The sequence below is a fragment of the Pandoraea cepalis genome (genome assembly GCF_902459625.1).
Taxonomy (GTDB): Bacteria; Pseudomonadota; Gammaproteobacteria; order Burkholderiales; family Burkholderiaceae; genus Pandoraea; species Pandoraea cepalis.
The window spans coordinates 42,851-63,987 of sequence record NZ_CABPRY010000009.1 but is presented as its reverse complement, the minus strand read 5'-3'; the positions used below and the strand labels follow the sequence as shown (position 1 = coordinate 63,987).

Genomic DNA, 21,137 nt, shown 5'->3' with positions numbered 1-21,137 from the left:
ATACGCCAAGGAATTCACAAAGACAAAACATTTTAATAGGGTCAGATTCGCATTAAAAACCGCGCCGACCGAAGATTGCTTTTTATTAGGGTCAGATTAATTTCGCCCGACCTGTGCCCACGAAAAAATTCTGTGATTTCAAATAGCTAGAGAAAGCGAAGCAGACCGGGACGGGCCTGCGGCCAGCAAGCGTCAGAGGGCGTCCGAGATCGCTTTGCGTGGACGACCGCGCGTGAGAGGACTCACGCGCCGGTTGGCGGCAAGTGACATGCGAGCCTGATAATCGGGCCCGCCGAGCAGCCATCCTTTCTGCGTTGCCGTACGCAATGCGTCAATCTCACGTGCCGGCAGCGGGATCGAGAACCCCTCGGCGTAGGCACGTTGACGTTCGAACGGCGTATTGCCGAGCGCCCAATACAGCGCGTGGTCCGTTACCAGACTATCGACCGTGAGGCCGACGTGATGGAGGTAACTCGACCATCGGTAATTCCCGGGGGCATCTGCCAGCCCCGCGCGCACCGGGTTGAGCTCGACGTACCGGCTGGCAAGCAGCAGATAGTGTTCCGCTTCGATGACCGTGGCGCGATACCGGCCCTCCCAAAGCGTGCCGGTGCGCTGGTGACGCCGGTTGAAGTACAACACGTAGTAGCGACCAACGGCCTGAAGCGTGGCCGGAAGGCTGCGCTCGTCGGCGGGCGTGGCAACCAGATGCACGTGGTTCGGCATCATGCACCAGGCGTGAATCGCCAGTCCGTTGGCGCGCGCGGCGTCGCGCAACCGGTCGTGAAATACACGCCGGTCCTCGTCGTCGACGAAGATCGCCTGCCGGTTATTGCCGCGCAGAATCACATGCTGCGGTTGGCGTGGAATGAAAAGTCGCGGTAATCGGGCCATGCGGATTCAAATGTAATTCTTTAAAGCTCGATATCACGATCGTCGAGGGACTTTCATCATAAAAAACCCCTTTAAATACTGATATCTAGCCAAACCCCGTTGATTCGTACAAAAGCTCTAGATACGGCGATTGCGCCGTGAAATCCCAAGCGCATAATGCATCGAAAAATAAATAAATAATCTTGGGAGGATAGACAAATGACAACTCGGGCCTATCGGTCCGTGGCGTGCTTGTGCGCGCTCGGACTCTTCGTTTCCCTGGCGCCTACCCGCGCCATTGCACAACAAGCCGGCGACAACGTCGTCAATCTCGGATGGTTTCACATCGCGCCGCAAGACTCCAGCAAGCCGATGACCACTCGCGTCACCCAGGAAGGGCTGACCCCCAGCCTGGTGCCGTCGAGCTTCACGTCCCCCGGCAGCGGCGCGAAGGTCAGTAACGCCGACACGCTCGGCCTCGTCATCACCCACTTTGTCACCGACAACATTGCCGTGCAGACGGTTGCCGGCATTCCCGCCAAGTTCAAGCTTACCGGACAAGGCGTGATCGCTCCCCCGGGACTCGCCGGCGCGCTCACGAGTATCGACCTTGGCGCGCCACAAAACAATCCGATTGTGCAGAGCGTTCGTCAATGGAGTCCGGCGCTTGTGTTCCAGTATTACTTCGGCCAGGCGAATTCCACCTGGCGCCCGTTTCTGGGGGTCGGCGTGAGTTATACGTTCTTCACGAACGTCAATCTCAATCCGAATTTCGAAGCGGCGTTGAATCAGAATTTCGGCAGCGTGCTCGCGTTCACTTCCGGGCATAACGGGCCGACCACCGTCGAAGCGAAATCGTCGGCGTCGTGGCAACCCGTTTTCAATGCCGGCGTGTCCTATGCCTTCGACAAACACTGGGTCGCCAGCGCCTCAGTTTCTTACGTTCCCCTCAAGACCACCGCGAACATCAAGATCAAGGCACAGGACGGAACGGTCCTCTCCTCCTCCGACGCCGAGATCAAACTGAACCCGATTGTCACCTTCGTCTCGCTCGGCTACAAGTTCTAGACTCAGCGTGCGGGACGCATAATGCGTTCGACATATCGGACTCCGCAGTGAAATCCTAAAGGCGTGCCCTGGGCGTCAGGGCACGCTTTTCGCCCGTCCAGCGCATTTTTCTAGGGGCATTCCATGAGTCGATGCATGGAAACAACACCTTTAGAGCGCGCACTCCAGACTCTTGCTTTCCGCTGCTATGCCCCGTCGGCATAATGGCCCTGAATTTCATTTACCGAAATTCTCGACAATAAAGAATCTTGAGCAGGAGACGAATCGATGAAGTTGAAGCATTTGACGATGGCTGCCGTGGCCACGCTCACGGTGTCCGGGGCCGCGTTTGCACAGCAAGCCGGCGATAACGTTGTCAACCTTGGCTGGTTCCACCTCTCGCCCCAGGTTTCCAGCGATCCGCTGCACGTGACCGGATCGAACGTTCCGGGTCTGGCCGCAGCAGTGAACAGCCGACTGGGCAATACGGGTGCTCAAGTCGACGACGCCGACACCGCGGGCCTCACGTTTGCCCACTTCTTTACCGACAACATCGCCGTGGAAGCCGTCACCGGCTTCGCGCCGAAGTTCCGCCTCTACGGACAGGGCAACCTCGCGCTGCCAGGTGGCGGTTCGCTGGCATCGGCCAAGCAGTGGAGCCCTGCCTTGTTGCTGAAGTATTACTTCGGACAAGCAAACGACACATGGCGTCCCTTCGTCGGCCTCGGCGTCAGCTACTTCTGGTACACGAACATTGAACTGACACCGGGCTTCCAATCGCTGGCCAGCAATGCATTGACGGGCGGCCCAGGCGGCAACACAACGGCCAAGCTGACCAATTCGTGGGCGCCGGTGTTCAATGCGGGTATCAACTACAACATGGACAAGCACTGGACGCTCGCATTCTCCGTGTCGTACATCCCGGTCAGCACCACGGCCAAGCTGACGACCACCCGCGGTCCGATCACTACGACCAGCGAAGCCAAGGTCAAGCTGAACCCGGTGGTCACGTTCCTGTCGCTCGGTTACCGCTTCTAAGTTCCGCGCCAAGCCAGCGTTCCGGCTCGCGCCGGCGCTTGCATTCGGTCTGTCTCGGCGCAACGAAATCGATTCAAGCTGTTCAGAAAACGCCGCCCCGTGCGGCGTTTTCGCATTTCCGGCCTCGATGTCAGCCCCGTCTTACACGATCTTCAGCCAACGCGACGCAACTTTCTTCGTTTCCCGCAAGTCTCTGAAGGTGTACGCACGCGAACGGTCGCGCCATAATGGCCGTTCGCCTCAGGGTTCCACCGGCGTCGTCGTTCTCCGACTCTGACGGACGCCGCATTTCAATACCACCTCTTGGGAGTCTGAAAATGGGAATTGCCTCGAAAGCGGAAACGGTACTCAACAGCAGCCTCGACGATGCGCGCTTTGCCGGCCGACGTACCGTACGCGCAGCACGTCTGGCGAGTCAGGACGTCTCGTCACGCGTGCGCGATCTACTCGACGATCTGGACCACGCGCTGTCCAACGCGAAGTCGGCATCGGATGTTGAGGCTCTGCGCGCCGAGATCGGCGACAAGCTTCGTGAAGCGCGCAGCGAGTTTGGCGATGCCCGCGCCAACCTGCGCCGTCGCGCCAACGAGGTCTGGGAAGAAGCCGACGGTTATGTCCACGAGCGCCCATGGCAGACCGTTGGCACGGTAGCGGCTGTGGCGCTCGTGCTCGGATTCATTGCCGGACGCAGCTAACTCACTTGCCGGCGGTGCCGTTGTGCACCTGCAGACATGTGACGTGACGCGTCGGGACACCGGCCCTCATCGTCACACGCGAGGTGGCAATAGCGAAACAGCCGGCGAAAGCCGGCTGTTTCGCATCGTCTCCCAAGGCAAGCGTCAGAGCGTCGGCTCGATGGTAAAGAGACGGCTGTATTCCTTGATTGCGTAGCGATCCGTCATCCCGGCAATGTAGTGCGCGATCCAGCGTGGCTGATCCGCGGCGTGCTCGGTGCGGTAGTTGGGTGGCAGCAAGCGGGGATCGGCAAGAAACGCGTTGAACAACTCCTGAACGATGCGCTGCGCTTTCGCCGCCATGCGCATCACCAGATAGTGCCGGTATAGATTCTCGAACAGAAACCGCTTGAGTCGCCCGGCCTGCTCGCGCATCTCGCCGCTAAAGGCCACCAACGGTCCCGCGCCACGCACATCGTCAATGGAGAACGGCGAAGCGTCGGCCACGCGTTGACGCGTGGTCGTGATCAGGTCGACGATCAGCGCATTGATAATCCGCCGCGTCGTTTCGTGCACCAGCCGCCGGCCGGAAATTTCCGGCCATGCAAGCCGCGCCTCGGCGCAATAGCGTTTCCAGAGCGGCACGTCGTCGAGTTGATCGAGCGACAACAAGCCGGAGCGCAAACCATCGTCGATATCGTGATTGTTGTAAGCGATCTCGTCCGCAAGATTGGCGATCTGCGCTTCCATCCCAGGCTGCCGCCCCTTCAGAAATCGCTCGCCAAGCTCACCCAGCCCTCTCGCATTCGCGCGCGAACAGTGCTTGAGAATGCCCTCGCGCGTCTCGAAACAAAGGTTCAACCCGTCGAAGCCGCCGTAATGCTCTTCGAGTTCGTCGACAACGACAAGGCTCTGCAGATTGTGCTCGAAGCCGCCGTAGTCTTGCATGCAGGCGTTGAGTGCGTCCTGCCCGGCGTGACCGAAGGGCGTGTGACCGAGGTCGTGCGCCAGTGCGATCGCCTCGACGAGATCCTCGCTGACGCGCAGATTTCGCGCGATCGACCGGCCGATCTGCGCCACTTCCAGACTGTGTGTCAGGCGCGTGCGGAACAGGTCGCCCTCGTGATTCACGAACACTTGCGTCTTGTATTCGAGCCGGCGGAACGCCGTCGAATGAATGATGCGGTCGCGGTCGCGTTGAAATTCGGTCCGCGTCGTAGGCGCAGGTTCCGCAAACCGCCGTCCGCGTGACGCGCTCGAGCGCGCCGCGTAGGAGGCAAGCGACGCTTCGTAATCAATCATCGCCAGCCCTCCTTTCCTAGATGTTGGCGCGCAATGTCGCGCGAAGCTCGGCCTCGGGAACGCCCGTCATGAACGCCTGCCCCAGCCGATTGAGTAGTACGAAGCGGATGTCCCCGCCTTCCGCCTTCTTGTCGACGCGCATCAGATCGATGTAGCGATCCTCTCCCAGATCCGGCCCCGTGACCGGCAGCTTGGCCGCCACGATCAGCGCCTTGATTCGCGGGACAAACGCCGCGTCGATAAAGCCCAGACGCGCCGACAGATCGGACGCCATGACCATGCCGCACCCGACCGCCTCGCCATGCAGCCATTCGCCATACCCGAGTCCCGCTTCAATGGCATGGCCAAACGTATGACCGAAATTCAGCGTGGCACGCAGGCCTTGTTCGCGTTCGTCGCTGGCGACGACCTGCGCCTTGATCTCGCACGAGCGCTGCACGGCGTAGGTAAGTGCCGCCGTATCGCGGGCATTCAACGCTTCGATATTCGCTTCGATCCAGTCGAAGTACTGTTCATCGGCGATCGCGCCATGTTTGATCACTTCCGCCAGACCGGCGGCCAGCTCGCGATCCGGCAACGTGGACAAGGTGCCGATGTCGGCCAGCACGGCGCTCGGCTGCCAGAACGCTCCGATCATATTCTTGCCGAGTGGGTGGTTGATCCCCGTTTTGCCGCCGACCGACGAATCCACTTGCGCAAGCAGTGTGGTTGGCACCTGCACGAACGGGACACCGCGCATGTAGCAGGCCGCGGCAAACCCGGTCATGTCGCCGACGACGCCGCCGCCCAGTGCGATCAATGTCGCCTTGCGGTCCGCCTGAGCGCCAAGCAGTTCGTCGAAAATCAGGTTGAGCGTTTGCCAGTTCTTGTGCGCCTCGCCGTCGGGCAGCACAGCGGTGACCACACGCTTTCCGAGCCGTTGGAGCGTTGCCGCGACGCGCTCGGCGTAAAGCGGGGCGACGGTCGTGTTCGTCACGATCACGGCGTGCGTGCCGCGCACGTGCGGCGCGAACAAGGCCTCCTGCGTGAGCAGATCGGTGCCGATGTGAATCGGATAGGCGCGCTCGCCCAGATCGAGTTTGAGGGTCTTCATGCCGCTTGTTGTCATGGTCAGCGATATCGGCGCTATCAGCGAGGAAAGGTGTCGGGCGCAGGCGATACGGACGTTGTCTGCGATGCGTCATCGCGGTCGGTATGCGCCAGCTTCGCGTCGCCCCCGGCCGGCCGAGGGGCTTCACCGTCACCGTGCGCACCGTCCGGCTCGTCGCCATGCACGCTGTCATGCACGCTGTCATGCCGATCGTCAGGCGAATCGGATGGCAGACCGGCGCTGCTGGGAACGATTCCCGCGACCTCCAGTTGCATCAACACCATGTTGACGAGCGCATTCACGCTCGGCCGCCCCGTTTCGATGACGAAGGTAGCGCACTCGCGATATAGCGCGTCGCGCTCTTTGAACAGCTGCTCGAGACGCGCGCGTGGATCGGCCGTTTGCAGCAACGGGCGGTTCTTGTCACGACGTGTGCGCAGCCAGAGGTCATGCGGGTTGGCGCGCAAATAGACCACCGTGCCGCGCGACTTGATGTGTTCGCGATTTTCCGCGCGCAGCACAGCGCCCCCGCCGGTGGCGAGTACGATTCCGCTGCGTTGGGTGAGTTCGTCGATGGTCTGGGCTTCGCGCTGACGGAAGCCGTCCTCGCCTTCGTGCTCGAAGATGATCGGAATGCGCACACCCGTGCGCGCTTCAATCTCATGGTCGGAGTCATAGAACTGTCGCCCAAGACGTCGCGCCACTGCGCGCCCAACCGTGGTCTTGCCCGCCCCCATCAGTCCGACAAGTATTACGTTTTCCAGCATAAATCGCTGATATTTGGGTTCCAGCCCCCGATGATACCGGGATATGCGTCGGGCGTGCGGAACGCGTCAACTCGGAGCGCACTCCGGTGAGCCGGGGATGACCGGACGGCAGGTCGTTTTTCGAGGGCTCGGGCGAGGCGCCTGAGGAGGCCCCCTTATCCTCGGCCTCGCCGCCCTTCCGGCCCTCGGGCACCACACTGGGCGTCAGAAACACCAGCAGCTCCGTACGGCGGTCTTCGTTGGCGCGGTTGCGAAACAGCGCGCCCAGCAACGGCACATCGCTCAACCACGGCACGCCGGCTCGACTGTCGCGCCGTTCTTCCTGGTAGATCCCGCCGATGGCCACCGTCCCTCCGTCCTCGACCTGCACCTGCGTCTTGACATGTCGGGTATCCACGGCGAATCCCTGTGCCACCGCCTGCCCGACACTGTCCTTGCGCACGTCGACATCCAGAATCACCTGACCGTCCGGGGTAATGAGCGGTGTCACTTCGAGCCTCAACGTCGCCTTTCGGAATTGGATCGACGTTGCATTGCGGCGGCCACTTTGCGTCTGGTAAGGCAGCTCCGTGCCCTGTTCAATGAGTGCCTGAACCTTGTCTGCCGTGACCACGCGAGGCCGGGAGACGACGCGACCGCGCCCACTTGTCTCCAATGCCGAGAGTTCCAGTTGCAGGAAGCGCGTGGCGGAGCGGCCAAAAAGCGTGATCGCCAAGCTCGGCGGCACCACGCCGGCCAGCGCCGCCGCAGGCAAGCCAATGTCGAGCACACTACCCGATGGCGTTCCACCTCCGTTATTCGTGCCCCCGACACCCCGCGAACCCTCCGCGGCCTGCCGCTCGCCGGGCTTTTGCTGGCCTTCGCCGCGACCGTGGTGTCCCGTGAGCCTGACACCGAGCGACTCGCTGAAGCGGTCGTCGGCCTCGACAATGCGAGCCTCGATCAGCACCTGACGGACCGGAACGTCGATTCGTGCGATGAATTTAGCCAGCGCATCGAGCTTTTCCGGCAAATCGGTCACGAACAATTGGTTCGTGCGCGGATCGGCAATCAGGCTGCCTCGCACGGACAACAATCGTTGCCCCTTGCGGTCCTTCTCGCCCATGATGATCTCCCGCAGCGCCAACGCACGCGGGTAGTTCAGCGTGAAGCGACGGCTGGCCAGCGGCAGCAACGCCTCGCGCTTGGCGGCCGCTTCGAGTTGCGTCTGCTCGTCCGCCAGCAGATCGGCACGCGGGGCAATCCAGTCGACGCCGCTCAACGATTGAACGCCGAGACCAGCACTCCGGACCATGACGTCAAACGCCACGGCCGCCGAGACGCGCTGCACTTCCATGTCGAGACGCCCGACGACGCGCTCGCCAATCACCACGCTGCGCCCGGTCAGACGGGCGAACGCCCGTAGCGCATCGGCGGCCTCCACGCCATGAAGCGTTACGTCGACGCTCAACGTGTCGGAGTCTTCCGCCGCCGGCCCCTGTCGCGGCGGACCTTCGCTCCAGGTCGCCGCCAATCCGGCAGCCGACGTCCGGTGAAGCACGACCCGACGCGATCCCGCACGCATCGACCCGACAGGCGTGCCGTCGTCGACCGGCGACTGCGGGCCGGAGGCCGCCATCGTCACGGCGTCCTGTCCTGAGCGGCGCGTCAGTGGCGTACGAAACACGTCGATCGTGTCCGCCGGCATCTGCCAAGGAGGGGCCGGCGGCGGTAACGCCGGCAAGGACCGCCCAGCGGGCATACCGGGGAGGTCTGCGGGACGTCGCCACGCGTAGGCGGCCACCATGACCGTGCCCCCCGCCTCGGCCTCCGCCACTGCCGTCGCACCGGAAGTTCCCAACGCTGGGCCCTGAAGCGACAGGTGCTCGATCGATAGATGCCGAGGCATCCGGTCGACCTCGGCGAGCCAATCGAGCAGATTCGCGACGCGCCCCCCGACACGCATTTCGGCACGCTCGATTTCGAGGTCTCCGCTCAACGCGGCGGGCCCCGGCCGCGCTGCCTCCAGCGTCAGGCCCGAACGTGCAGCAAGGCGCTCGAGATCGGCACGCCACGCCGAGCGCGTGTCGTCAGCGAGGTCCGGTAGCGAGGATGCCGCCGGGTGCTGTGCCGACGCGCCCGCGCCTTCGCTCGTCTCAGCTACCGCGTCCCCCACGATCTGTGCAGCGAGCGGAAGCCGGCGATGCCACGCCATCGTCTCGGCCTCGGCGTCACGCAGCGTTGCCATCAACGCAGGTAAGCGACGCGCGGCGTCGTTCGCCCGATCCCACCTCTGCTGCTCGGCGTCAAGATCCCTCAGCAAGGTTGCCCTTACGGGCAGGCCGACCAGCCACCAGACCGACCACGCCATCAGCAGCCCCACCAGCCAGGCAATGATGGCCAGCCCCCAGCGCACCGACGGCGCCCACTCGGCCGGCGAGACCGACGTCCACGCCGTCCATCGCGCACGCCAGCGGTCTGTTACATCACGAAAAATGTCGCGGACATCATCCGGCGGAGGGCGTTCACCGTACATCGGGCACCTCCTCACTCGGCAGCCCATCGACCTCCGCGTTGACCGAAAGCGCAACGGGCCTCGGTGCGCGCTTGAGTTCGATACGCAATGTGAAGCGGCGAAGGGTCGGCACGGAAGCCTGAGTCGCTGCGCCGGCCCACTGACGCCTGACGGTCTCCGGGACCACGCTCGATTCGACTTCCGCGACTTTGCGCACCCATGGCAGCGTTCTCAATCGCTTCTGCGTTTCGCGCACTCGTGATTGCGTCGTTGCATAGCCTTCGACGCGCGCTTGATCCTCGCCGATTTTTACGGATGTCAATCGCACGCCGTCGGCGCACGCGCGCATGATGTCCAGCAATCGGTTTGCGACGGGCTGCCGACGCTCGATCAACGCCGCAGCCGCCCGGCGATGGGCATCCATGGCCGCCAACGCGCGCCCGGCCGTCTCGAACGCAGTGATCTGCCCGCCGAGTTTCTCGCTTGCCGCACGTAGCGCCGTCGTTTGCGCCTGCGTTTGCTGGCGCAGGGAGATGTCGCGAGCCATCGGCGCGAGCGATGCGAGCCCACCACACGCGGCCACGCACATCCATATGCGCCATTGCCGCCCAAACTCGCGCTGCCGGCGCTGGGCGAGCGTGGGGAGGAAATCGAGTGGAGGAAATTGCACCTTCATTCGCATGTCACGCCCCTCATCGACATGGCACGCAACGCCAGTCCGCACGGCACGGCAAGCGCAGTCCGCTGCGCGAAAGTCTGGCGTCGTGGCCCGGACGGACGCGACGATTCGAATCGTCTCAGCGGATCGAATGGCCGCACAGGGATACCGCAGGCCGCGCCGAGCGCGTCGCAGATCGCCACGAGTTCCCCAGGACTCGCGCCTTGCGTCGCGATATGCATGACGCCTACGGCGACGGGCAGCTTGCCCGACAACTCGCGCACCACGCTTGCCAACGCGTCCGGATGGCCACCGATACCGTCGAAACGTTCTCTGACGTCAGCCACGCAAGTGTGTCCATCGAAGACCGATAAATCGAGGTGATGCGCGTCGATTTGCAGCAACCCCATCGGTGCGTGCGGCGACGCCTGCGCGATGGCTTCTCCACCGACCGGCCATGCCCACCGGAAAGCCCGCCGCCCGGCCTCGTGCGCCGCATCGGTCGCGTGCACCCGAAGTCCCGACATTTCGAGCACCGCGACGCGGCTATCGACCAATTCCGCCTCACAGGCGTACAAACGCAGCCGATAGTTGCCCGGGTCGGCCCACGTCACGCCCACGCGATGGCGCAAGGCGGGATCGCCGTCACCGGGCAGCAGCAAGGCGGCACGGCGCTCGCACCACGCTCGCAACGCACGCGGTGGCAAATCCTCCGGACACTCGACGACCTGCGTTTTCAGTCCGTGGGCGGGCAGTGCCAGTACGAGGGTGTCGTCGCGCAGATCCTGCGCATGGATGCCGAGTCGCTCCAACAGCTCCTCCAGCCGACGCGCGGCGGCCTCCGGTTTGACGATCGATGCGCCGCGCAATATGTCGTCCTCGAGCACGGCAGTCCCGCAGGCGTCCAGACGCAACTGCGCGGGTCCGGCCACCCGGGTCAGGCGAACGAAATGCATGCCGCCGGCGTCGAAATGAATACCGCAACCGCCGCCCCCGGCACGCGGCAACGCCGCCGCCATTTGGCTGCCCATGTGGCGCACACCGCGCAGAACTGCTTCGATCATGACATCCTCCCGTTTCTCACCCAGTCGATGTCATCGATGCTATCCAGCGCGACGCAGCAGCCCAATCGGACCAGTCTGAATCCTCACGGCCGCCGGGCAAACGCGACGCGGTTTAGGAATCCGCGCCGGTACTTTCTCGTCCCACTCCTATACCCCATAGGCCAGAACTCCGATTTCGGGGGCCTGCGGCGAGAGGCGTCGAGTCGTTCGTTATAATCGGTTCATTGATTTTTCCGGTTCCCCCATGGCAAGCACACCCCAAACCGAGACACCCCGCGACAAGCGCCCACCCAAGCCGCGCCGCTCTCTCTGGCTGCGCATTACGCTGTGGTTCGCTGGCCTGTTCGCCGCGGTGGTCGTCTGTGGCGCGCTGCTCGCGGGGTACATCCTGGTGGTGATGACGCCGCAATTGCCGTCGCTCGACACGATCGTCGACTACCGGCCGAAGATTCCGCTGCGCATCTATACCGCCGACGACATCCAGATCGGCGAGTTCGGTGAGGAGCGCCGTAATCTGGTGCGCTTCTCCGATATTCCCGACGTGATGAAGAAGGCCGTCCTCGCCATCGAGGACGACCGCTTCTATCAGCACGGCGGGGTCGACTTCATCGGCATCTTCCGCGCGGGCGTCGCCAACTTCGCGCGTGGCGGATCCGCGCAAGGCGCCAGCACGATCACGATGCAAGTCGCGCGCAACTTCTTCCTCTCAAGCGAAAAGACCTACACGCGCAAGATCTACGAAGCGCTTCTCGCCTACAAGATCGAGTCGCGCCTCACGAAGGATCAGATTCTCGAGCTGTATATGAATCAGATCTATCTCGGCGAACGCGCCTATGGGTTCGCCAGCGCTGCGCGGGTTTATTTCGGCAAGGATCTGAAGGACATCACGCTCGCCGAGGCCGCCATGCTCGCCGGCCTGCCCAAGGCCCCTTCGGCCTATAACCCGATCGTCAATTACAAGCGCGCCCGCATCCGCCAGGAGTACATCCTCAAGCGAATGTACGACCTTGGGTACGTCTCGAAGTCCGAGTACGACCAGGCCATCGCGCAGGAACTGGTGGTACGCGGGCTGGGCAGCGAGTTCAGCGTTCATGCCGGGTACGTGGCCGAAATGGTTCGCCAGCTGCTCTACGCGCAGTTCAAGGACGAGATCTACACGCGCGGCTTGAACGTCTACACAACGATCAATTCGGCCGATCAGGAAGCTGCCTACGAAGCGCTGCGCGCCGGCGTCATGGCCTACGAGTTACGTCATGGCTATCGCGGACCCGAAGCCAATATCGACCTTCCAAACGACCAGGACGAGCGCGAACAACTGATCGACGACACGCTGGTCGAGCATCCGGACAGCGGCGATATGGTCGCCGCCGTCGTGCTCTCGTCATCGCCGCAGCAGGTCAAAGCCGTGCTCCTGAACGGTGACGACGTGACCGTGACCGGCGAGGGCCTGCGCTTCGCGGCAGCGGGATTGAGCGCGAAGGCCCAGCCGAAGCAGAAGATTCGCCCGGGCTCGGTGATCCGTGTGACGCAGGATGCGAAGCACAACTGGCGGATTGTGCAGATGCCGGACATCGAAGCGGCATTCGTGTCGCTCGACCCGCAGAACGGCGCGATTCGCTCGCTCGTCGGCGGCTTCGACTTCAGCCGAAACAAGTTCAACCACGTCACGCAAGCCTGGCGTCAGCCGGGCTCCAGTTTCAAGCCGTTCATTTACTCGGCGGCGCTCGAAAAGGGCTTCGCACCGGCAACGATCATCAACGACGCACCGTTGTACTTCTCGGCGGCGCAGACAGGCGGGCAGCCGTGGGAGCCGAAGAACTACGGAGGCGGCTTCGATGGGCCGATGCCGATGCGCGTCGCGCTGATGCGCTCGCGCAACCTCGTGTCGATTCGTATCCTGCAGAGCATTACCCCAGGCTACGCGCAAAAATTCATTGGACGCTTCGGCTTCGAGGCGGACAAGCATCCGGCCTATCTGCCGATGGCGCTGGGCGCGGGGATGGTCACGCCACTGCAAATGGCGAGCGCCTACGCCGTGTTTGCCAATGGCGGCTTCCGCGTGAATCCGTTCATCGTGGCGCGCATCACCGATTCGAAGGGCAACGTGATCATGGAGGAAAAGCCGTCCACTGCGGGCGACGAATCGATCCGGGCCATTTCGGCGCGCAACGCTTTCATTATGGATTCGATGTTGCACGACGTTGCGACGCGCGGCACGGCCGCCAAGACCAATGTGCTCAAACGCAGTGATCTGGCAGGCAAGACGGGAACGACAAACGACTCGCACGACGCCTGGTTTGCCGGCTTTCAGTCGCAGTTGGTTGGCGTTGCCTGGATCGGCTTCGATCAGCCACGTAATCTGGGGGACCGCGAAACCGGGGGCGGTCTGGCGCTGCCGATCTGGATCGACTACATGGCCAAAGCCTTGCGTGGCGTGCCGGAGTCGACACGTGCAGTACCACCGGGGATCATTCAGGCGAATGGCGATTACTACTTCGACGACTATCCACCCGGACGCGCGGTGAGTACCGTCGGCCTGAGCGCCGATACCGTGCCGGACGGCTCGGCGGGTTTGGGGCCGTCGGCGGGACCGCTGCCCGGTCATATGCCCGCCCAGCCGAGTCCCGCGCCGGTGGACCGTCAGGAGCGTCAGCGCATCCTGGACATGTTCAACAACAAGCCCTGAAGGGTGAATGGGCGGCGGCGCGGCAATCTCCCCGACCGCCGGGTCCGCACGGCGGCCTCGATTTCGGTGCGCCCGCCGCGCTGCGGTTTCGCTGTCAGTCGGCCTGCAACGTTACCGTTTCGCCCGCCTGTTGTGACGCGAAGCGCGACAGGGCCTCAAACAGTTCGGTGCCGTCGCGCGTATCGCGCCATTCGTCGCCCTTGAGACGGTAGTGGTAGCCGCCCGAACGCGCGGCCACCCAGATTTCGCTCATCGGCGTTTGCAGGTTGACGATGATCTTGCTGCCGTCTTCGAATTCGAGCGTCAGGACGTTGCCCGTTCGTTCGCAATCGATATCTACGTCGCTGTCCTCGACAGTCGCCTCGACCTGCGCCAACACAGCTTCGGCCAGCGCCAGGAATTCACTTTCCGTCATGCTAAACTCCACGGTTTGCGTCATCGTTTGCATGCCGCACCACGCGGCGATACCCCCATGACTGCACCTATTCGAACCTGCGCGATTGTAGCGTCGATTGCCCTGTTGAGCGTATTGGCCGGTTGCGGTCAGGCCGGGCCGTTGTACATTCCCGCCCGCCCGGTGAAACCGACGCCGCCGCCGGGGGCCCCGCTGCCCCCGCCACCGCTCGTGCCCGAGCCACAGCGAGGCCCGTCGGTGGACGTGCCGCCGGCCGCGTCGCTTCCGGCGGCGAAGCCGGAATAAGCCACGACAATGCGGAACAGGCCGAATTCAGCCGGCCGGAAGCCATCCGCCTCCGCGGCGTGCCCTAGTTGATTACCGAGTTTTCGCGATGTCCGACGCCATCTTTTCCTACCGCAACGACGTACTCCATGCCGAGGGCGTTGCACTGCCGGCCCTCGCCGAGCGTTTCGGCACGCCGCTGTACGTCTATTCGAAAGCGGCTCTGACAAGCGCCTATCAGGCGTATGCCAAGGCTTGCGAAGGCCGCAACGCCGCCGTGCACTACGCGGCCAAGGCGAACTCGAACCTCGCCGTGCTAGGCGTGTTCGCCAAGCTCGGTGCAGGTTTCGATATCGTGTCCGCCGGTGAACTCGCTCGCGTGATCGCGGCGGGCGGCGATCCGAAGCGCGCCGTGTTCTCGGGTGTCGGCAAGCACGCCGACGAAATGCGCTACGCGTTGGAAAAGAACGTTTTCTGCTTCAACGTCGAATCGCGTCCCGAGCTGGACAGACTCAATGACGTGGCCGGGCAAGCGGGCAAGCGCGCTCGCGTTTCGCTGCGCGTGAACCCGAACGTCGACGCCAAGACGCATCCGTACATTTCCACCGGCCTGCGCGGCAACAAGTTCGGTGTGGCCTACGAAGAAGCCTTCGACGCCTATCGCGCCGCCGCCGCCATGCCGAACCTCGAAGTCGTCGGCATCGACTGCCATATCGGCTCGCAGATCACGGAGATTTCGCCGTATCTCGACGCCACCGACAAGGTGCTCGATCTGGTCGAAAAGCTCGAAGCGGCGGGCATCTCGCTGCATCACATCGACGTGGGCGGCGGCCTGGGCATCACTTATACGGACGAAACGCCACCCGACATCACCGCGTTCGCCACCACGCTGCTCGATCACATCGCCAAGCGCGGCCACGGGCACCGTCAAGTGCTGTTCGAGCCGGGCCGCTCGCTCGTCGGCAACGCCGGTGTCCTGCTTACTCGCGTGGAGTTCCTCAAGCACGGTGAGACGAAGAATTTCGCCATCGTCGATGCGGCGATGAACGATCTGGCGCGTCCGGCGATGTATGAGGCCTATCACGGCATCGATCCGGTCGAGCGACGTGCCGTCGACGGCGTGATTTACGACGTCGTGGGTCCCGTGTGCGAAAGCGGCGACTGGCTGGGGCATGACCGCGCCTTGGCGATTGCACCCGGCGATCTACTCGCCATTCGCTCGGCAGGCGCCTACGGCTTCACGATGAGTTCCAACTACAATACGCGCCCGCGCGCCGCTGAAGTCATGGTCGACGGCAACGAAGCCTACCTCGTTCGCGAACGTGAGACGGTCGAATCGCTCTTCGCGGGCGAACGACTGCTGCCCGACCACGCCTGAGCCCGCCGCCTGCGAAGCGCCCACAGCACACGGGCGCCGAGCAGGCTCGCGACCACGATCGCGTAGACCGCCGGCTGGGCCAGATCGTTCTTGCCCGCTTTCATCCACCAGTAGTGCAGGATCGCCAGCACGGCAATCGCATAGATCAGGCGATGCAACCGCTGCCAGCGCCGCCCGCCCATGCGCCGGACCACCGCGTGCGGCGACGTGAGCGCCAACGTCACCATCAGCACGAACGCAGCAAATCCGACGGTAATGAAGGGGCGCTTGCCCGACACGTCGCGCACGATGCTCGCCCAAGCGAACCACTGATCCAGCCACACATACGTCGCGAAATGCAGTGTGCCGTAGAAGCACGCAAACAACCCAAGCATGCGGCGAAGTCGCAATAGCCACGGCAGCCCCGACAGGCGGCGCATCGGCGTGATCGCGAGCGTGATGCACAGCATGACCAGCGTCCAGGTGCCTGTCGATCGGGTGATGAACTCGACCGGATTGGCCCCCAGGCGGTCCGTCATGCCATACGCGACAAGTCGCAGCCACGGCGACAGCGCGAGCACGAACACAGCGACTTTCACCCACGACAACCACCGTTGCTGCCGAGGCGCGTGACGGCCGGCCTCCCGCGCCTGCGCGGCAACGCCGGAATCCTCACCCGGATTACGTGACGTTATCGACATATCGGCAAATCGACGCGGCGCGTCCGTTCAAAAGAATTTTCGCAGATCCATGCCCTGGTACAGGCTGGCCACCTGATCGCCGTAACCATTGAACATCAGCGTCTTGCGCTTGGGCGTGAAAATACCGCCCTCGCCAATGCGACGCTCGGTCGCCTGACTCCAGCGCGGATGATCGACGGTGGGATTCACGTTCGAGTAGAAGCCATACTCGTCCGGCGCCGCGCGATTCCAGCTCGTGAGTGGCATTTTCTCGACGAAACGAATCGCGACGATCGATTTGGCGCTCTTGAACCCATACTTCCATGGCACCACCATGCGCACCGGCGCGCCATTCTGGTTGGGCAGCACCTCCCCATACAATCCGAAAGTCAGCAGTGACAGCGGATGCATCGCTTCGTCCATCCGCAGTCCCTCCACATACGGCCAACTCAACACCGGATACGACAGCCCCGGCATCTGCTTCGGATCGGCAAGCGTCACAAATTCCACATACCTCGCGTTGCCCGTCGGCTGCACTCGGCGGATGAGTTCGGACAGCGAGTAGCCGACCCAGGGGATCACCATCGACCACCCCTCCACGCAGCGGTGGCGATAGACACGCTCCTCGAGCGGCGCGAGCTTGAGCAGCGCATCGATGTCGAAGACCTTCGGCTGCCGGACCTCACCCTCGATCGCGACCTGCCACGGGTGCGGCTTGAGCGTGCTGGCGCGGCGCGACGGATCGGACTTGTCGGTGCCGAACTCGTAGAAGTTGTTGTAGGTGGTGACGTCGTTGATATCGGTCGTCTTGTCGGTGATGACGTAACGCGCGTTGCGCGCTGCCGTCAGTTTCGCCAGTCCGACGCCAGGACTGTCAGCCGCGAAGGCCGAGCGCTGCGGCAGCACGCCGAGGGCAGCGCCGCCCAACCCCGTCAACCCGGCACCCGACGCGCGCAGAAAGCGCCGGCGCGCGGTCACAACCTCGCGAGGCGTAATGTCGCTCGCCGGAATATCCGCCCCGCGCAGCCGCGACTGATCTTGACTCATGATGCCCCCTCGTGCCTGGCCTTTCCGGCACCGTTGCCGATTCCGTAAATTTGCGGACTCACCTGCCCATGTCAACTTTGAGACTGGCACCGGGACGGCGTCGTTCCCTCCCTCCCGGTGCGCAAAATCTTACGGCATGACGAAAAAAGCCGCCGGCACCCGCGTGCGGCGGCTTTGGAGTCGCGCCCGACGCGACGACACACGTCAGAGTTGACCGTAGCTGTGCAGCCCCGAGAGGAACATGTTCACGCCGAGGAATGCGAAGGTCGTGATCAACAGGCCGGTCAACGACCACCAGGCCGCCACCACACCCCGCAATCCCTTCATCAGCCGCATGTGCAGCCACGCCGCGTAGTTCAGCCACACGATCAGCGCCCAGGTCTCCTTCGGATCCCAGCTCCAGTAACCGCCCCATGCGTCGGCCGCCCACAGCGCGCCGAGAATCGTGGCGATCGTGAAGAACGCGAAACCGACGGCAATCGCCTTGTACATCAGGTCGTCGAGCAGTTCGAGCGACGGCAGGCGCGACGAGAAGAATCCGCTGTCGAGCGGCTTGCCGGCCAGGGCCAGACGCTTGTTTTCGCTCGACTTGAGCAGATACGCCACCGAGACCATCGCCGCAAGCGAGAACGTGCCGTAACCGATGAAATTCGCGGGCACGTGGATCTTCATCCACCAGCTCTGCAACGCCGGCACCAGCGGCTGGATCTCATAGGCACTACGCGCCACGCTGTACCAGAGATTGAAACCGACCGCCGCGCTGATCACGAGCAGCACGAACGGCCCAAGCGCGCGCGTCTCGTAGTGATGTTCGTAGTAAAGGTAGAACAGCGCCGTGATCATGCAGAAGAGCACGAACACTTCGTACAGGTTCGAAATCGGGATATGGCCGACGTCGGCGCCCACGAGATACGATTCGTACCAACGCACCATCATGCCGGTGAAGCCAAGCAGTACGGCGGCCCAGCACAGCGTCGAGCCGACGCTCGCACCGAACGGCGAGCGTGCGACCAAGCCGCCCCAGTAGAAGCTCGTCGCCAGGAAGAACAGCGCACTCATCCACAGGATGGCCGACTGACTCGAAAGGAAATACTTGAGCAGGAAGGCCTGATCGGCGCGCGCCAGATCATGGTGATACAACCCGATGCCCGAAAGGGCGAGAATCGCGATTCCGGCCATCAGCCACCGCACGGACCGCCAGTGCCAGCCCAACAGCGCGAAAGCCGGCACGCAGAGCACCAGAATCGTGTGCTCGTAGTAATCCATGTAATGGCCGTAGCGATTCAGAGCAAAGCCCGCCCCGATCGCCAGCGCCAGCGCGAACAGCCAGTCGCCAACGCTGCGGCGGCGCAGCCACGAGACTTCCGAATAGTTTTGCGATAACTCCATCTGTCTCACCCTTATCGTTTTGTGACGATCTCGTCGATCTCCGCCTTCGTACGGGCGAATTCCTTTTCGAAATCCAGTGTGCGGCGCGTGGTCGACACCGCCATCAATACCGAACTGCCGCCGTCCGGCGTGTCTTTCAACCACAACCACAGACGCCGCTCGCGCACGTAAAACATCGAGAAGATGCCGAGTACCAGCAGCAAGCTGCCAAGATACACGATCTTCTTACCCGGCGAGCGCGTGAGCTGGAAGACGCTCGCCTGAATCTGATCGAACGAATCGAGCTGCAGGAAAACCGGGGCGTCGTACAGAAAATTGTCGGACAGTGCATTGGTCGCCGTATGCACGAAACGCTCGTTTTCGGGCGTGGGCGTCATGGCCGGCTGCCCGGCCTGTTCTCGCGCGACCTGCCACAGTTGCCAGACGGTACCGTCGAGAATACGACGGAACATGTCGGCCGCGCTCGATTGCTGATCCTGAGGAACCTTCTCGTTGACGAACTCCGCAATCGCCTGCAGGCCGCCCTTCGTCTGGCTGGTTTTGCTTGCTGGAATCGCGCCGGCAAACAGATCCAACTCGCGTTTGGCGCTTTCCTGCAGCTGTGTTCGCAATGCCGCCGACGTTTGCGACGGCAGTGATTGAGCAGCAAACCGCCGGGCAGCTTCGGCCCGGGCCCCATCGTCCTGAAGCGCGGCGCGCAGCAGCATCCACTGCTTGACGGAGCCGTCAGCGTCCGCCGGGATGCGCAGATACTGGAACGGGCCGTCTGGCGTGTCGCGCACGCCGGTCATGAAGACCCGCTCGCCATCGTCCACCAGAATCGGCAGCATATAGTTGCGGTACTCCTTCGCCTGCCCGCTGCGGTCGCGCACCTTGTACTGTACCGACGGCCCGACGTTGCGCAGATCCTTGCCCACATCGGGGCGAGCCCCCGAGCCCAGTCGCGCGTTCAGATCGTCGCGCAATGTTTTGCGCGCCACGCCGCGCACGTCGCGCTCGCCGGCGCCATTGCTGATGTTCTCGACGTTGATCGCGCGGAAATCGCTGAACTCGACGGTGTATTCATCCTGACCCGCGACGCCGCTGCGCAGTTGCGTCGAACCGCCCACGTTCCCCGAAAATGCGAACGTCCGGTCGGACACGCCGTGCATGGGATACCCGGTCAATTTCAGCTTGCTGCCACCGTCCTCGAAGCTCGACTGGTAGATCGCGACGCCCTTGTAGATGAACGGCTCGTTGACCTTCACCGTCGCGTTCATCGACTTGCCGGTCTCCGGGTCGGTGACCACGATATCGCTCGCGAACAACTTAGGCATGCCGGTCGAGTAGTAATCGACGTGAAATTTCTTCAGTTCGACAGAGAATGGCAGGTCCTGCACGACCGAGCCGTCCTGGAAATTCAGAATCGCCGTGTTCGATTTGCCACCCTCCGGCACGAACGCGTAGCCGCGAAACGCCGGATTGTTCGGCGAGAGACGGTGTGTCTCGGGAATCTGGGCAATCACAGCGTTGCCCTGCAGCGGCGACTTGCCGAACAGCACCATCTGGAGACGAATGAGCAGATCGCTGTCGACCAGCCCGCCCAGGCAAATGATCACGATCGCACTGTGCGCGAAGATGTAGCCGACCTTGTTGATCGCGCCGGTCTTGGCCGCAACAAGCGTCGCGCCATCGCGCTCGCGCACGACGAAACGATAACTGCGACGTCCGAGATAGCCCGTGAGACGCGACACGAGTTCGGTGCGCGACGCCGGGCCGGTGTATTCAGCCTTATGGCCGAAGGCACGTAGACTGCCCTCGCGCACGTGATCTCGCCAGCTCCGGATGTCCGCGATCATCTTCGGCGCATTGCGCACGATGCACAGCGTCGTCGACGCCATCAGGAAGAAAAGGATCAGCAGGAACCACCACGCGCTGTACACGGTGTACAGACCGAGCGAGCGGAAGATGCCGGCCCAGAATGGACCGAACTGATTGACGTAGTTGGGGTAAGGGTCGCCCTGCTTGAGCACGGTGCCAACGATGCTGGCAATCGCAAGCACGCTCAGCAGGCTGATGGCGAAACGCATCGAGCTGACCAGCTCGACGCCGTCGCGCACCCATCGCTGCGCGCCCTTGATCTGCATTCCGGAGGTACTGAGGCTCATCCTGTTTCCGACAACAAAAAGGGCGGGGACGCGTCTCTTACGCGCCCGCCACCCTGTGTATGCTAAACCAGTTCGACCCGGTCGCCCTGCAGCGCCATGGCTGGTTTCGCTATAAGTCAGCGAATATACCCCGACGTTCACATGA

17 protein-coding genes and 1 pseudogene are annotated in these 21,137 nt (G+C 63.0%); 6 read left to right on the top strand and 12 right to left on the bottom strand.

Annotation, left to right across the window (positions count from 1 at the left end; translation table 11 throughout):
• Positions 1-192: 192 nt before the first annotated feature.
• Positions 193-894 carry a transposase gene (locus tag PCE31107_RS17615; RefSeq protein WP_150610057.1) on the bottom strand — a complete coding sequence of 234 codons (702 nt, stop codon included), beginning with the start codon at positions 892-894 and terminating at the stop codon, positions 193-195.
• 198 nt (positions 895-1,092) lie between these two features.
• On the opposite strand from PCE31107_RS17615, the gene PCE31107_RS17610 reads away from it, so the two are divergent.
• The 3 genes from PCE31107_RS17610 to PCE31107_RS17600 all read left to right on the top strand — a co-directional run bounded on the left by PCE31107_RS17610 (position 1,093) and on the right by PCE31107_RS17600 (position 3,653).
• A complete protein-coding gene (locus tag PCE31107_RS17610; RefSeq protein WP_150610055.1) occupies positions 1,093-1,941 on the top strand; it encodes an OmpW/AlkL family protein in 849 nt (282 codons plus the stop codon).
• A gap of 267 nt (positions 1,942-2,208) precedes the next feature.
• Positions 2,209-2,958, top strand: coding sequence for an OmpW/AlkL family protein (locus PCE31107_RS17605; protein ID WP_150610054.1), 750 nt, complete (start codon positions 2,209-2,211; stop codon positions 2,956-2,958).
• Between the two features lie 317 nt (positions 2,959-3,275).
• The gene (locus tag PCE31107_RS17600) at positions 3,276-3,653 is read left to right on the top strand and encodes an ElaB/YgaM/YqjD family protein (protein WP_174966712.1); all 378 of its coding nucleotides are present in this window, start codon (positions 3,276-3,278) and stop codon (positions 3,651-3,653) included.
• Between the two features lie 144 nt (positions 3,654-3,797).
• Here PCE31107_RS17600 and PCE31107_RS17595 read toward each other — a convergent pair whose 3' ends face one another.
• The 6 genes and pseudogenes from PCE31107_RS17595 to pilM all read right to left on the bottom strand — a co-directional run bounded on the left by PCE31107_RS17595 (position 3,798) and on the right by pilM (position 11,007).
• Complete coding sequence (locus PCE31107_RS17595; RefSeq protein ID WP_150610051.1) at positions 3,798-4,934, bottom strand: deoxyguanosinetriphosphate triphosphohydrolase; 1,137 nt, start codon at positions 4,932-4,934, stop codon at positions 3,798-3,800.
• Between the two features lie 16 nt (positions 4,935-4,950).
• Positions 4,951-6,027, bottom strand: a complete 1,077-nt coding sequence (aroB, locus tag PCE31107_RS17590) for a 3-dehydroquinate synthase (RefSeq protein WP_017235766.1) — start codon at positions 6,025-6,027, stop codon at positions 4,951-4,953.
• A gap of 245 nt (positions 6,028-6,272) precedes the next feature.
• Positions 6,273-6,791: pseudogene (locus PCE31107_RS17585) on the bottom strand (shikimate kinase); the annotation flags it as partial.
• Entirely contained in the window at positions 6,697-9,306 is a 2,610-nt protein-coding gene (gene pilQ, locus PCE31107_RS17580; protein WP_174966711.1) for a type IV pilus secretin PilQ, read from the bottom strand. The pseudogene PCE31107_RS17585 and the gene pilQ, both read right to left, overlap by 95 nt.
• On the bottom strand, positions 9,296-9,955 hold the full coding sequence (locus PCE31107_RS17575) for a PilN domain-containing protein (RefSeq protein ID WP_150610047.1): 660 nt from the start codon (positions 9,953-9,955) through the stop codon (positions 9,296-9,298). Before PCE31107_RS17575 ends, pilQ begins: the two co-directional genes overlap by 11 nt.
• Positions 9,956-9,957: 2 nt before the next feature.
• Positions 9,958-11,007, bottom strand: a complete 1,050-nt coding sequence (gene pilM, locus PCE31107_RS17570; protein WP_150610046.1) for a pilus assembly protein PilM — start codon at positions 11,005-11,007, stop codon at positions 9,958-9,960.
• Positions 11,008-11,251: 244 nt separating this feature from the next.
• Between pilM and PCE31107_RS17565 the strand changes: the two genes are divergently transcribed.
• The gene (locus PCE31107_RS17565; protein WP_150610045.1) at positions 11,252-13,693 is read left to right on the top strand and encodes a penicillin-binding protein 1A; all 2,442 of its coding nucleotides are present in this window, start codon (positions 11,252-11,254) and stop codon (positions 13,691-13,693) included.
• A 94-nt stretch (positions 13,694-13,787) separates the two neighbouring features.
• On the opposite strand, the gene cyaY is transcribed toward PCE31107_RS17565, so the two are convergent.
• Complete coding sequence (gene cyaY / locus PCE31107_RS17560; protein WP_130027419.1) at positions 13,788-14,108, bottom strand: iron donor protein CyaY; 321 nt, start codon at positions 14,106-14,108, stop codon at positions 13,788-13,790.
• A 57-nt stretch (positions 14,109-14,165) separates the two neighbouring features.
• Here cyaY and lptM point away from each other — a divergent pair, with 57 nt between their 5' ends.
• Together lptM and lysA are read left to right on the top strand one after the other, a co-directional pair.
• The gene (gene lptM / locus PCE31107_RS17555; RefSeq protein ID WP_085982717.1) at positions 14,166-14,393 is read left to right on the top strand and encodes an LPS translocon maturation chaperone LptM; all 228 of its coding nucleotides are present in this window, start codon (positions 14,166-14,168) and stop codon (positions 14,391-14,393) included.
• A gap of 88 nt (positions 14,394-14,481) precedes the next feature.
• Positions 14,482-15,750, top strand: a complete 1,269-nt coding sequence (gene lysA, locus PCE31107_RS17550; RefSeq protein WP_150610043.1) for a diaminopimelate decarboxylase — start codon at positions 14,482-14,484, stop codon at positions 15,748-15,750.
• On the opposite strand, the gene msrQ is transcribed toward lysA, so the two are convergent.
• From msrQ to PCE31107_RS17530, 4 genes are all read right to left on the bottom strand, one after another.
• Complete coding sequence (gene msrQ, locus PCE31107_RS17545) at positions 15,678-16,430, bottom strand: protein-methionine-sulfoxide reductase heme-binding subunit MsrQ (protein ID WP_150610042.1); 753 nt, start codon at positions 16,428-16,430, stop codon at positions 15,678-15,680. The two genes, lysA and msrQ, sit on opposite strands and share 73 nt — an antisense overlap.
• A 27-nt stretch (positions 16,431-16,457) precedes the next feature.
• Positions 16,458-17,456 (bottom strand): protein-methionine-sulfoxide reductase catalytic subunit MsrP, encoded by a 999-nt coding sequence (gene msrP, locus PCE31107_RS17540; RefSeq protein ID WP_130027422.1) that lies wholly within the window; start codon positions 17,454-17,456, stop codon positions 16,458-16,460.
• 204 nt (positions 17,457-17,660) lie between these two features.
• Positions 17,661-18,845, bottom strand: a complete 1,185-nt coding sequence (gene ccsB / locus PCE31107_RS17535; protein WP_150610041.1) for a c-type cytochrome biogenesis protein CcsB — start codon at positions 18,843-18,845, stop codon at positions 17,661-17,663.
• Between the two features lie 11 nt (positions 18,846-18,856).
• Positions 18,857-20,992 carry a cytochrome c biogenesis protein ResB gene (locus PCE31107_RS17530; protein WP_246181872.1) on the bottom strand — a complete coding sequence of 712 codons (2,136 nt, stop codon included), beginning with the start codon at positions 20,990-20,992 and terminating at the stop codon, positions 18,857-18,859.
• Positions 20,993-21,137: the final 145 nt, after the last annotated feature.